This window comes from Lentzea sp. (genome assembly GCF_036380075.1).
GTDB lineage: Bacteria > Actinomycetota > Actinomycetes > Mycobacteriales > Pseudonocardiaceae > Lentzea.
Window position 1 is genome coordinate 1 of record NZ_DASVFL010000125.1, and the last position, 12,752, is coordinate 12,752.

At 69.9% G+C, this 12,752-nt stretch carries 12 protein-coding genes; 3 read left to right on the forward strand and 9 right to left on the reverse strand.

Annotated elements, in window-relative coordinates:
* The 3 genes from VF330_RS15635 to VF330_RS15645 form a co-directional block, all read right to left on the reverse strand.
* On the reverse strand, window positions 1-421 hold a 421-nt coding region (locus VF330_RS15635), incomplete at its 3' end, for an HIT domain-containing protein (protein ID WP_330852316.1).
* Window positions 418-2,466: a threonine--tRNA ligase gene (gene thrS, locus VF330_RS15640; RefSeq protein WP_330852317.1), complete on the reverse strand. Its 2,049-nt coding sequence runs from the start codon at window positions 2,464-2,466 to the stop codon at window positions 418-420. The genes VF330_RS15635 and thrS, both read right to left, overlap by 4 nt.
* Before the next feature lie 34 nt (window positions 2,467-2,500).
* Window positions 2,501-2,992 carry a GNAT family protein gene (locus tag VF330_RS15645; RefSeq protein ID WP_330852318.1) on the reverse strand — a complete coding sequence of 164 codons (492 nt, stop codon included), beginning with the start codon at window positions 2,990-2,992 and terminating at the stop codon, window positions 2,501-2,503.
* A 143-nt stretch (window positions 2,993-3,135) separates the two neighbouring features.
* Here VF330_RS15645 and VF330_RS15650 point away from each other — a divergent pair, with 143 nt between their 5' ends.
* Window positions 3,136-3,450 carry a hypothetical protein gene (locus VF330_RS15650; RefSeq protein ID WP_330852319.1) on the forward strand — a complete coding sequence of 105 codons (315 nt, stop codon included), beginning with the start codon at window positions 3,136-3,138 and terminating at the stop codon, window positions 3,448-3,450.
* Window positions 3,447-3,959, forward strand: coding sequence for a hypothetical protein (locus tag VF330_RS15655; protein ID WP_330852320.1), 513 nt, complete (start codon window positions 3,447-3,449; stop codon window positions 3,957-3,959). The genes VF330_RS15650 and VF330_RS15655 overlap by 4 nt, the downstream gene beginning before the upstream one ends.
* 132 nt (window positions 3,960-4,091) lie before the next feature.
* On the opposite strand, the gene VF330_RS15660 is transcribed toward VF330_RS15655, so the two are convergent.
* The 6 genes from VF330_RS15660 to VF330_RS15685 form a co-directional block, all read right to left on the reverse strand.
* Window positions 4,092-5,738 carry an AMP-binding protein gene (locus tag VF330_RS15660; protein ID WP_330852321.1) on the reverse strand — a complete coding sequence of 549 codons (1,647 nt, stop codon included), beginning with the start codon at window positions 5,736-5,738 and terminating at the stop codon, window positions 4,092-4,094.
* A gap of 186 nt (window positions 5,739-5,924) precedes the next feature.
* Window positions 5,925-6,623: a FadR/GntR family transcriptional regulator gene (locus tag VF330_RS15665; protein WP_330852322.1), complete on the reverse strand. Its 699-nt coding sequence runs from the start codon at window positions 6,621-6,623 to the stop codon at window positions 5,925-5,927.
* 2 nt (window positions 6,624-6,625) lie between these two features.
* A complete protein-coding gene (locus VF330_RS15670) occupies window positions 6,626-7,393 on the reverse strand; it encodes a 3-oxoacyl-ACP reductase (RefSeq protein ID WP_330852323.1) in 768 nt (255 codons plus the stop codon).
* 11 nt (window positions 7,394-7,404) lie between these two features.
* Entirely contained in the window at window positions 7,405-8,757 is a 1,353-nt protein-coding gene (locus VF330_RS15675) for an aldehyde dehydrogenase family protein (protein ID WP_330852324.1), read from the reverse strand.
* Complete coding sequence (locus VF330_RS15680; protein ID WP_330852325.1) at window positions 8,754-9,470, reverse strand: gamma-glutamyl-gamma-aminobutyrate hydrolase family protein; 717 nt, start codon at window positions 9,468-9,470, stop codon at window positions 8,754-8,756. Before VF330_RS15680 ends, VF330_RS15675 begins: the two co-directional genes overlap by 4 nt.
* Window positions 9,457-10,797, reverse strand: a complete 1,341-nt coding sequence (locus tag VF330_RS15685) for a glutamine synthetase family protein (protein ID WP_330852326.1) — start codon at window positions 10,795-10,797, stop codon at window positions 9,457-9,459. The genes VF330_RS15680 and VF330_RS15685 overlap by 14 nt, the downstream gene beginning before the upstream one ends.
* A 125-nt stretch (window positions 10,798-10,922) precedes the next feature.
* On the opposite strand from VF330_RS15685, the gene VF330_RS15690 reads away from it, so the two are divergent.
* A complete protein-coding gene (locus tag VF330_RS15690; protein ID WP_330852327.1) occupies window positions 10,923-12,458 on the forward strand; it encodes an amino acid permease in 1,536 nt (511 codons plus the stop codon).
* The last annotated feature ends 294 nt before the right edge of the window (window positions 12,459-12,752 follow it).

Genomic DNA, 12,752 nt, shown 5'->3' on the forward strand with positions numbered 1-12,752 from the left:
GGTGCAGGTGCGCGGCGATGCCCGCGCCCGCGACGACGCCCTGGTTCATGCCGACGTTGAAGCCGTGCGGCGCCGCCACGTGCCGGCCGACCCGCATGGCCTTCTGCGTGAAGGCCGCGAACTCGGCCGTCTCCGACACCGTCAGGTCCGTGTAGTCCGGCACGTGCCGGTACGGCAGCACCATCAGGTGGCCGGGGTTGTACGGGTACAGGTTCAGCACCGCGAACACCTCGGCGCCGCGCGCGATGATCAGGCCGTCCTCGTCGGACAGCGTCACCACGCGGCAGAACGGGCACCCGGCGGGCTCGTCGCCCTCGGCCTTGCCCGCGCCCTGCACGTAGGACAGGCGGTGCGGGGTCCACAGGCGCTGGAACGCGTCCTGGACCCCGACACCCTCCTGCGGCTCGAGCTCAGGCGTCACGAGAGCAGTTCCGCCGTGGGCGAGGCGTTCTCGCGGCGGCCCACCCAGTCGACGATCTGCTCGACGGCCCGCTCCACCGGCACGCCGTTGATCTGCGTGCCGTCGCGGAACCGGAACGACACGGCACCCGCCTCCACGTCCTTGGCGCCGGCCAGGAGCATGAACGGCACCTTCTGCAGGGTGTGGTTGCGGATCTTCTTCTGCATGCGGTCGTCGGAGGCGTCGACCTCGACCCGGATGCCCGCCTTCTTCAGCGTCTCGCGCACCGCGAACAGGTGGTCGGCGTTCTCCGAGGTCACCGGGATGCCCATGACCTGCACCGGCGCGAGCCACGCCGGGAACGCGCCCGCGTAGTGCTCGGTCATCACGCCGAAGAACCGCTCCACCGACCCGAACAGCGCGCGGTGGATCATGACCGGGCGCACGCGCGAGCCGTCCGGCCCGGTGTACTCGAGCTCGAAGCGCTCCGGCAGGTTGAAGTCGAGCTGGATGGTCGACATCTGCCAGGTGCGGCCGAGGGCGTCGCGGCACTGCACGGAGATCTTCGGGCCGTAGAACGCGGCGCCGCCGGGGTCGGGCACGAGCTCCAGGCCGGACTCCTGCGCCACCGACGCGAGCGTCTCGGTGGCCTCGTCCCAGATCTCGTCCGAACCCACGTACTTCTCGGGGTTCTTGGTGGAGAGCTCCAGGTAGAAGTCGTCGAGGCCGTAGTCGCGCAGCAGGTCGAGCACGAACGTGAGCAGCGAGCGCAGCTCGTCGCGCACCTGGTCCTTGGTGCAGAAGATGTGCGCGTCGTCCTGCGTCATGCCGCGCACGCGGGTCAGGCCGTGCACCACGCCGGACTTCTCGTACCGGTAGACGCCGCCGAACTCGAACATGCGCAGCGGCAGCTCGCGGTAGGACCGGCCGCGCGACTTGAAGATCAGGTCGTGGAACGGGCAGTTCATCGGCTTGAGGTAGTAGTCCTGGCCCGGCTTGCGGACGGTGCCGTCCTCGTTGAGCTCGGCGTCGAGGTGCATCGCCGGGTACATGCCGTCCTTGTACCAGTCGAGGTGGCCGGAGACCTCGAACAGGTTTCCCTTGGTGATGTGGGGCGAGTAGACGAACTCGTAGCCCTCCTCGGTGTGCCGCTGGCGGGAGTAGTCCTCCATCGCCTTGCGGATGACGCCGCCCTTGGGGTGGAACACGGCGAGGCCGGAGCCGATCTCGTCCGGGAACGAGAACAGGTCGAGCTCGACGCCCAGCTTGCGGTGGTCGCGGCGCTCGGCCTCTGCCAGGCGCTCCAGGTAGGCGTCCTGCGCCTCCTGCGACTCCCACGCGGTGCCGTAGATGCGCTGGAGCTGCGGGTTGTTCTCGTTGCCGCGCCAGTAGGCGGCGGCCACGCGGGTCAGCTTGAACGCCGGGATGTGCTTGGTGGTCGGCACGTGCGGGCCGCGGCACAGGTCGCCCCAGACCTGCTCACCCGAGCGCGGGTCGAGGTTGTCGTAGATCGTCAGCTCGCCGCCGCCGACCTCCATGACCTCGCTGGTGTCGACGTCGCTCTTGATGTCGACGAGCTCCAGCTTGAACGGCTCGGCGGCCAGCTCGGTCTTGGCGGCGTCGACGGACTCGACGACGCGGCGCGAGAACCGCTGCGAGGACTTGACGATCTGCTTCATGCGCTTCTCGAGCGCCTGCAGGTCCTCCGGCGTGAAGGGCTTGGAGACCTGGAAGTCGTAGTAGAAGCCGTCCTTCACGGGCGGGCCGATGCCGAGCTTGGCCTCGGGGAACTGCTGCTGCACCGCCTGCGCGAGCACGTGCGCGGCGGAGTGGCGCAGGACGCTGCGGCCGTCCTCGGTGTCCGCGGCGACGGCCTCGACCTCGACGTCGACCTGCGGGGTCCACGACAGGTCGCGCAGGTGGCCCTCGGCGTCCTTGACGACGACGATCGCGTCGGACCCCTTGCCGGGCAGGCCGGCCTCGCGCACGGCCGTGCCCGCCGTCGTCCCAGCCGGAACCACCACGCGCGGCGGGTTCTGGGCGACTGCTGGGCGCGACTCGGACACGATGACTCCTAGCGGGAAGTGTTGGGTGTGCGGATCAGATGTTATCGGTGCTCAAGATGGACATGACGATCGCGTCGTGGAAGACGCCGTCCCAGAGCAGCGCGTCCCTCAGCCGGCCTTCGCGGCGGAACCCGAGTTTCTCGTAGACGTGGATGGCGCGCTCGTTGAACGCGTACACCTCGAGCTCCACGCGGTGCAGGCCCAGGACGGTGAACGCGTGGTCCAGGACATGCCGGATCGCGATTGTCCCGTAGCCCTTGCCGAAACCGCCCCACAACGCGATCCGCAGCCCCGCCGACCGGTTGTCCGGATCGACGGTGAGAACGACCTCGCCGAGGAACTCCCCGTCCTCGGTGATGGCGCGGGTGTAGCGGTTCGGGTCGTTCAGCGTCCGCTCGATGTACGCCTCATAATCCTCCAGCGTGAACGTGGCGTGCGTGCCGGTGAGACGGTCGACCTCGGCGTCGTTCGGGCCGTCGGCGGCCATCGCCTGCGCGAACTCCATGCGGAGCGGGACGAGTTCCATGGTCCGATTGAAGCCGGTCGGCGCAAGCGGTTTCCGGGTGGGCCGCGATTCATACCCGGGCGCTTCTGAGTGGTTTTCCGGATGCGTCGCGGGGCGGGGTGCGAGCAGGCTGTGGCTCCGGCCCGCCGAACGGAGCACCGATCATGTCCGACCTCGTCGTCGAATGCCCGGTCCGCCTCACCGAGTCCAACCGGGACGAGCTGCGCCTGCTGTACGCCGACCTGCGCGACCACTACGCGCGCCGGGACGCCCGTGACGGCACGCGCACGACCCTGCACTTCCTGTGGACCGGCGTGCTCGACGAAGGGCTCTTCGGCGCCACCTACGCCGACCAGCGCCACGTTTTCGCTGGTTCGAGGCCTGTGCTGAACTCGGCGCGGGACTCCGGCGGGCTTCAGGAAACGAACAGGTGGCTGTCAGGCGCAGCTCAGCCGAACGGCGCATCGTTGAGGACATGAGCGAGCAGGGACCGACGCCCCCACCGCAGGGGCCGTCGAGCAACGATCCGCGGGCGGCCCGGCCCGCACCGGAGCAGGCGACGACCCCGCTGCCGGCCGACGCACCGGCCACGCCCGGTCAGCCGCCGGCAGCCGAGCAGCCGACCGTCCAGCAGCCGGCACCGCAGCCCACCGCGGAGCACCAGGCGGCGGCGCCCCAGCAGCCCACCGCCGCCGCACCGCCTCCTCCGGCGGCAGCGGCACCCGTGGCGGCCCCACCCGGCCGTGTGCGCAGTTTCGCGGGCCACCGCGCCACCCAGCTCGTCGCCGTGGGCCTGCTGGGCCTCGTGCTCGGCGGCGGGATCGTGGGAGCGGTCGCGGCCGGCCGGTCCGACCACCGCGGCGGCCCCGGCGCCGGTCCCGGCCACGTCCGGATGCACGACCGCGGCGACCGGGGTCCCGACCGCGGTCCCGGTCAGCGCGGCCCGCTCGGCGACCGCGGTGACAGGGGTGACCGCTTCGAGCGGTGACAAGACGAGCGCACGCCCCGCGTTCCTGCCCGAACCCCGACGAACGCGGGTCGTGCGCTCCCCAGGACCGGAGCGCGCGGCACGGCCGGATCACACCCCCTCGTTCTGCCGTGCCGCGTGTTCCGCCCAGCGTCACTGGGACCCTTGCGGCCCCAGCCGGATCGCCATGAGCTGGCGGCGCAGCACCTTGCCGGTCGCGTTGCGCGGCAGCTTCGGCACGACCACGACCTCGCGCGGCACCTTGTGCCGCGCGAGCCGGGTGCGCACGAACTCGCGCAGCTCCCGCACGTCGATCCGCGTGCCCGCCACCGGCACGACGAACGCCCGCAGCCGTTGCCCGTACTCGGGGTCCGGCACGCCGAGCACCGCGGCGTCGCGCACGCGGTAGTGCGTCATCAGCAGGTTCTCGACCTCGACCGGGTACACGTTCTCGCCGCCGGAGACGATCATGTCGTCCTCGCGGCCGTCGAAGTACAGCCGGCCGCTGGGGTCGAAGTGCCCGAGGTCGCCGGTCGCGACCAGTCCGTCGATGGAGTCCTTCTGCGTGCCGTCGGTGTAGAGGTCGACGGTGAGCGAGCCGCGCACGTAGACGCGGCCCGTCACGAACGACCGCGTGATGCGGTTGCCATCCTCGTCGTAGAGGCGCACGATGCAGTTGTGTGGCGGCAGGCCGACGCTCGACGGCGCGGCGGCCAGGTCCTCCGGCGTGGCGACGGTGGCGACCGCGACTTCCGTTGAGCCGTAGAGGTTGTAGAGCACCGGTCCCAGCGTGGCCATGGTGCGCTGCACGAGCTCCGGCGCGATCGGCGAGCCGGAGGAGAACACGACGCCGAGGTGGCCCAGGTCGAACGAGTCGATCACCGAGCGGTCGAGCTCCATGATGCGCTGCAGCATCGTCGGGACCAGCACGAGCGTCGTGCAGCGCTGGCCCTGCACCGACCACAGCGTCTTGCGCGGGTCGAACCGGCGGTGCAGCACCGCGCGCGAGCCCAGCGACATCGCGAGCGTGAGGTGCGAGTAGCCGACCGAGTGGAAGATCGGGGCGGCGATGAACGTCGACTCGTTCGCCCTCATCGGGATGCGGTCGAGGAAGTCCGACGCCGTCAGCACCGACTTGATCTCGCGGGCGGTGCCCTTCGGCGTGCCGGTGGTGCCGGACGTCAGCTGGATGACGACACCGGGTTCGCGCGGCGGCTCCAGCTCCCCGCGCGGTGCCTTGGCCACCAGCTGGTCGAGCGTCGGCGTGCGGCGGTCGAGGCCGTCGCGCGACCACGCGAGCCAGCGCGGGATCGACGGCGGCAGCTGGTGGAACAGCGGCGTGAACTCCTCGTCGTGGACGACGAGCGACGCCCGTTCGCGCTGGAGCAGGTCAAGGACGACCGGCGCGCCGAAACCGGTGTTCACCAGCAGCACGCGCACGCCGAGCTTCGCGCACGCCAGCAGCGACTCGACCATGCCGCGGTGGTTGCGGCACATCAGCGCGACGATGTGGGTGTGCTGCACGCCCAGCGACCGCAGGCCCTGCGCGATCGCGGTGGAACGCCGGTCGAGCTGCCGGTAGGTCATCGAGCCGCGGTCGTCGACGAGCGCGATGCCGTCCGGGTTCACGCGGACGGACCGGCGCAGCGCGGCGACGTTCGGGCCCCAGACCTTGACCTCGCGCAGCGCCTGCAGCGACGCCCGGACGTTCGCGGGGCTCACCAGGCCCGCCGCGGACAAGACGCGGAGTGAGTGCACCCGGCCCACGGCGTCGCGGAACACCTTGCGCAACCCTGGCATCAACAGCTCCTCGCGCTGCAAGTCCCCGAGGTGTTCGGACGGTAACTGTCCGCGAGGCCCACGCCAAGAGCTGTTCCCCGCCGAATGAGCGCCAAAACAGGACAATCGCGGACGCAAACGTTTTCATGCTACCTGGCCCCAGGCGTCCATCGTCGCACATTGCTGCGAACGCCGGAGTCTGACCGGTCAGACCAAGAAGCCCCGCAACAGCGACGCCGTGCCGTCGAGGTGCTCGGCCATCGCCTGCCGCGCCGACGCCGGGTCTCCGTCCAAAATGGAGGTGATGATGCGTTCGTGCTGGGCGTTGGAGTGGGCGAGGTTCGGTTCGAGCAGCGGGATGTGGTCCAGCAGCTCGTTGGCGCGCATCCGGGACTCGGCGACCGCGGCGGTCAGCGACGCCGACCCGGTCGCCTCGGCGATCGCGAGGTGCAGCCGCGAGTCCTTGCGCCGGTACTCGGCGAGCGGTGAGGTCGAGGCCTCGTCCAGGCGGGTGCGCAGCCCGCGGCGTTCGGCGGGGCCCAGCGACCGGCCCGCCGCCGTCTCCGCGGCACCGGTCTCCAGCACCTTCCGCAGCGTCAGCACGTCGTGGACGTCGCCGAACTCCTTGCCGGGGGCGGGCTTCGGGACCTCCTCGCGCACGAACGTGCCGCCGTAGCGGCCCCGGCGCGACTCGACGTAGTCGTTCTCCTGCAACGACCTGATGGCCTCGCGCACGGTCACCCTGCTCACGCCGAGCCGGGTGGCCAGGTCCCGTTCGGACGGCAGCCGCTCCCCCGGCGCGACGACGCCGAGCCGGATGGACTGCATGAGCCGTTCGACGGTCTCCTCGAACGCGTTGCCCGCCCTCACGGGGCGGAACAACGCGTCCTGCGCGTGCTCGACCACGGCTACAGCGGTGTCACGTACGCGCCGGCGATGCCGCCGTCCACGAGGAAGTTCGACGCGGTCATGAACGACGAGTCGTCGGAGGCCAGGAACGCGACCGCGGCGGCGATCTCCTCGGGTTCCGCGAACCGGCCGAGCGGCACGTGCACGAGCCGCCGGGCCGCCCGCTCCGGGTCCTTCGCGAACAACTCCCGCAACAAAGGTGTGTTGACCGGCCCGGGAGACAGCGCGTTGACCCGGATGCCCTCGCGGGCGAACTGCACGCCGAGCTCGCGCGACATCGCGAGCACGCCGCCCTTCGACGCCGTGTAGGAGATCTGCGACGTCGCCGCGCCCATCGTCGCGACGAACGACGCGGTGTTGATGATCGAGCCCTTGCCGTTGGCCTGCATGTGCGGGATGGCGTACTTGCAACACAGGTAAACCGACGTGAGGTTCACCTTCTGCACGCGGTCCCACGCCTCGATGCCGGTGGTGAGGATCGAGTCGTCGTCCGGCGGCGAGATGCCGGCGTTGTTGAACGCGATGTCCAACTTGCCGTAGGTGTCCACAGTGGTCTGGAAGAGCGCTTCGACCTGCTCCTCGTCGGTGACGTCGAGCTGGACGGCCAGGCCTCCCACCTCGTCCGCGGCCGCCTTGCCCGTCTCCTGGTCGAGGTCGGCGACGACGACCTTCGCGCCCTCGCTCGCGAACCTGCGGACGGTCGCGAGACCGATCCCGCTGCCGCCACCCGTCACGACGGCCACGCGGCCCTCGAGTCGCTGCACCATTTCTGTTCTCCTCAGGTCGCGATGAAGACGTTCTTGACTTCGGTGAACGAGTCGAGCGCGTCCGGGCCGAGCTCGCGACCCAGGCCGGACTGCTTCACCCCACCGAACGGCGTCCAGTAGCGGACGGACGAGTGCGAGTTGACCGACAGGTTGCCGGCCTCGACCGCGCGGGACACCCGGATCGCGCGGCCCACGTCGTTGGTCCAGATGGAACCGGACAGGCCGTACTCGGAGTCGTTCGCGATCCGGACGGCGTCGGCCTCGTCGGTGAACGGCAGCACGACGACGACCGGTCCGAAGATCTCCTCGGTGACGGTCACGTGGTCGTAGGCGGGCGTGAGGACGGTGGGCGGGAACCAGAAACCCGGTCCGTCGGGCGCCGAACCGCGGAACGCGACACCGGTGTCGTCTGGGACGTAAGACGCCACCTTCGCGAGGTGCGCCGCGCTGATGAGCGGCCCCATCTCGGTCGCCTCGTCGCCCGGTTCGCCGACCTTCACGCCCTTGACGGCGGGCTCCAGCAGCTCCATGAACCGGTCGTACACACTGGCCTGCACGAGGATCCGCGAGCGGGCGCAGCAGTCCTGCCCGGCGTTGTCGAACACCCCGTACGGCGCGGTCGCCGCCGCCTTCTCCAGGTCGGAGTCGGCGAAGACGATGTTCGCCGACTTGCCGCCCAGCTCCAGAGTCACGCGCTTCACCTGCTCCGCGCAGCCGGCCATGATCTGCTTGCCGACCTCGGTCGAGCCGGTGAAGACCACCTTGCGCACCAACGGGTGCGTGACGAACCGGTTGCCGACGACGCTGCCCTTGCCCGGCAGCACCTGGAACACGCCCTCCGGGATGCCCGCCTCCAGCGCGAGCTCGCCGAGGCGGATCGCGGTCAGCGGCGTGACCTCGGCGGGCTTGAGCACCACCGTGTTGCCGGCGGCCAGCGCGGGCGCGAACCCCCAGCCGGCGATGGGCATCGGGAAGTTCCACGGCACGATCACGCCGACGACGCCGAGCGGTTCGTGGAACGTGACGTCGAGGCCGCCCGCGACCGGGATCTGCTTGCCGAACAGGCGTTCCGGCGCCGCGGAGTAGTACTGGAGGACGTCGCGGACGTTGCCCGCCTCCCACCGCGCGTTGCCGATGGTGTGGCCGGAGTTCTCGACCTCCAGCCGCGCCAGCTCCTCGTTGTGCGCGTCCACGACCTCCGCGAACCGCCGCAGCAACCGGGCGCGGTCGCCGGGGGCCACGGTCCGCCAGCTCTCGAACGCCTTCTGCGCCCGGCCGATCGCGGCGTCCGTGTCGCCGAGCGTGGTGTGCGGGACGGACCGCACGACCTTCTCGGTGGCCGGGTTGATGACGTCGAAGGTCACGCTTCTCTCCTCGTGGGCTCTCGGGCGAAATCACGGGCGGCGCCGACCAGTGCCTCGAACAGCCTCAGGTCCTCGATGTCCTGCTCCGGGTGCGACTGCACGCCGACGACGAACCGAGCGCCGTCCAGCTCGACGGCCTCGGCGGTCCCGTCGGGGGCCCGCGCGGTGACCCGCAGGCCGTCCGCGACCCGGTCCAGCGACTGGTGGTGGTGGCACTGGACGTTCGTGCGGTCGCCCAGGATCGTGTGCAGGCGCGTGTCCGGCGAGACCGCGATGTCGGTGTGCTCGAAGACGCCGGGCGCCGGGTTGTGGCCCTCGATGTGCTGGTGCAGCGTGCCGCCCAGCGCGACGTTGAGGACCTGCATGCCGCGGCACACCCCCAACACCGGCAGGTCGAGCTTGAGCGCGGCGTCCACCAGCGCGAACTCCGAGTCGTCGCGGTCCCGCCGCGGCTCGCCGGTCTTCTCGTGCTTCTCGGCACCGTAGGCGGCGGGGTCGACGTCGGCGCCGCCCGCGATCACCAGTCCGTCGAGGAACGCGATGTTCTCGGCGGTCCAGGTGCCGACCGGCGGCAGCATGACCGGCGTGCCGCCCGCGCGGACCACGCAGTCGAGGTAGCCGCGGTAGAGCACCGCGGCCTCCACGTCCCAGTGGCCGAAACGCGTGCGCTCCAGGTAGGTGCTGATCCCGATCAGCGGTTCAGAGGCGCTCAAACCCGCGCACCTTCTCCCAGTCCGTGATCGCCGCGTCGAACGCCGCCAGCTCGACCTTCGCCGCGTTCAGGTAGTGCTCGACGACGTCCTCGCCGAACGCCGACCGCGCGATCTCGCTGGCGGCCAGCAGGTCCGCCGCGTCCCGCAACGTGGTCGGCACGGTCGCGCGGTCCGACGCGTAGGCGTTGCCGACGAACTCGTCCTCCAGCTCCAGCTCCTGCTCGACGCCGTGCAGCCCGGCCGCGACCAGCGCCGCCACCGCGAGGTACGGGTTCACGTCACCGCCGGGCACCCGGTTCTCGAACCTGAGCGACTGGCCGTGCCCGACGACCCGCAGCGCGCAGGTGCGGTTGTCGTGTCCCCACGCCACGGCGGTCGGCGCGAACGAGCCCTGCACGAAACGCTTGTAGGAGTTGATGTTCGGCGCGAGGAAGTAGGTGAACTCGCGCAGCGCGGCGAGCTGTCCCGCGAGGAAGTGCTTCATCAGCTTGGACATGCCGCGGCCCTCGGCGAACACCGGCTCGCCGTCCTTCGAGCGCAACGACAGGTGGATGTGGCAGGAGTTGCCCTCGCGTTCGTTGTACTTCGCCATGAACGTGAGCGACTTGCCCTGCTGCGCCGCGATCTCCTTGGCGCCGTTCTTGTAGATGGCGTGCTGGTCGCACGTGCGCAGCGCCGTCGTGTAGCGGAACGCGATCTCGTGCTGGCCGGGGTTGCACTCGCCCTTGGCGGACTCGACGACCATGCCGGCGCCCGTCATGCCGTTGCGGATGGCCCGCAGCAACGGCTCCACGCGCGCGGTGCCGAGCAACGAGTAGTCGACGTTGTACTGGTTCGACGGCGTGAGGTTGCGGTAGCCGGAGCTCCAGGCCTGCTCGTAGGTGTCGTCGAAGACGATGAACTCCAGCTCGGTGCCGACGTACGCGTCGAGCCCCAGCTCGGCCAGCCGGTCGAGCTGCCTGCGCAGCACCTGCCGCGGCGACGCGACCACCGGGTCGTCGTTCTCCCAGACGACGTCGCACATGACGAGCGCGGTGCCCTCCTGCCACGGGATGCGGCGCAGCGTCGCGATGTCCGGCTTCATGACGAAGTCGCCGTACCCGCGGTCCCAGCTCGACATCGCGTAGCCGCTGACGGGGTTCATCTCGACGTCGACGGCGAGGAGGTAGTTGCAGCCCTCGGCGGAGTGGCCGAGGACCTCGTCGAGGAAGTACCGGGCAGCACACCGCTTGCCCTGCAGGCGGCCCTGCATGTCCGCGATCGCGACCAGGACGGTGTCGATCTCCCCCGCGTCCACGGCCACGCGCAACTCCTCGACGGTCAGCATCCCGCGTTCCTCCAAAGGTCTGTCTGCGAGCCATTGGCGGGACCATCTTGACACCGCGGGGTGACCGGCGCCACCCTCAGCCACCGTCTAAAGGACTGGACGGAGTCCAATCGAGGAGGACGCCGATGAGTCAAGAGCCAGACAGTCCTGCCATCGGAAAATCCGCTGACGAACAACGGCTGCACGAGCTGGGCTACGCCCAGGAGCTGTCCCGGACGATGTCCGGTTTCTCGAACTTCGCGGTGTCGTTCACCATCATCTCGATCCTCTCCGGCTGCCTCACCCTCTACGGCTTCGGCATGAACACCGGCGGTCCCGCCCTCATCGTGTGGGGCTGGCCGTTCGTCGGGCTCATGACGCTCGTCGTCGGCCTCGCCATGGCGGAGGTCTGCTCCAGCTACCCGACCGCGGGCGGCCTCTACTACTGGGCCGCGAAACTGGCGCCGAGCAACGGCGCGGCCTGGTCGTGGTTCACCGGCTGGTTCAACTTCCTCGGCCAGGTCGCCGTCACGGCGGGCATCGACTTCGGCGCGGCGTTCTTCATCAACGCGTTCCTCGACCTCCAGTTCGGCTTCGCGGCCACTCCCCCGCACACGATCCTGATCTTCGCCGTCGTGCTGGTGCTGCACGGCCTGCTGAACACGTTCGGCGTGAAGCTGGTCGCGCTGCTCAACGACATCAGCGTGTGGTGGCACATCGTCGGCGTGGTGGTCATCGTCGGCGCACTGGTGATCGTGCCGTCGGAGCACCAGTCCGCCTCGTTCGTCTTCACCCACTTCGTCAACAACACCGGCTGGTCCTCGGCGTTCTACGTGGGCCTGCTCGGCCTGCTGCTCGCGCAGTACACGTTCACCGGCTACGACGCCTCGGCGCACATGACCGAGGAGACCCACGACGCCGCCCGCAGCGGCCCGCGCGGCATTGTGATGTCGATCGTCGTGTCGCTCATCGCGGGCTGGGTGCTGCTGGTCGGCATCACGTTCGCGATCCGCGACTACGACGGCGCCCTGTCCAGCGCCACCGGCGTCCCTCCCGCGCAGATCTTCATCGACGCCCTGGGCGCGACCGGCGGCAAGCTGTTGCTGCTGATCGCGATCGGCGCGCAGCTGTTCTGCGGCATGTCGTCGGTGACGGCGAACTCCCGCATGATCTACGCCTTCTCCCGCGACGGCGCACTGCCGGCGTCGTCGTTCTGGCACAAGATCAACAAACGCACGCGGACGCCCACGAACGCCATCTGGCTGGCCGCTGGTGGCGCTCTCGTGCTCGGGTTGCCGTACCTGTGGAACCCGACCGCGTACGCCGCGGTGACGTCGATCGCGGTGATCGGGCTCTACATCGCTTACGTGCTGCCCACTTTGCTGCGGTTGTTGCAAGGTGAGCGGTTCCAGCGCGGGCCTTGGCACCTCGGCCGGTGGAGCAAGCCGGTGGGGATCGTCGCGGTGGCGTGGGTCGTGTTCATCAGCGTGCTGTTCATGCTGCCGCAGGCGAGCCCGGTTACCGCCAAGACGTTCAACTACACGCCTGTGGCCGTGTTGGTGGTGCTCGGGTTCGCTGGCGTGTGGTGGTTGGCTTCCGCCCGGAAGTGGTTCAAGGGGCCGACCGTGCAGGGGACTCCTGAGGAGTTGGCGGCCATCGAACGGGACCTCGACTCGGTCTGACGTCGTGCGGCCGTCCAAACCAGACGGTCCGCGGGTGTTCGTGACCACTGGAGTTGTTTGATCGGCGGCTGTTCCAGCGTGGTTGCGTTGACCGTGCGGGTGCCTGTTCCAGCGTGGGCGTGCACCACCGGACGAAAGACTGGGGTGCATCGCCGCTGCGCGACGATTGCGATTGGGGCTTGACTTCGGGGCCCTTGCGAGGCGCTGTGGTCGGCCGGAAAAGGCCGGACGCTTCGCGACCGGCCGAGCCCGAAAGGGGTAGCACCTCGCACCCAAAGTCAAGCCCCAATCGCA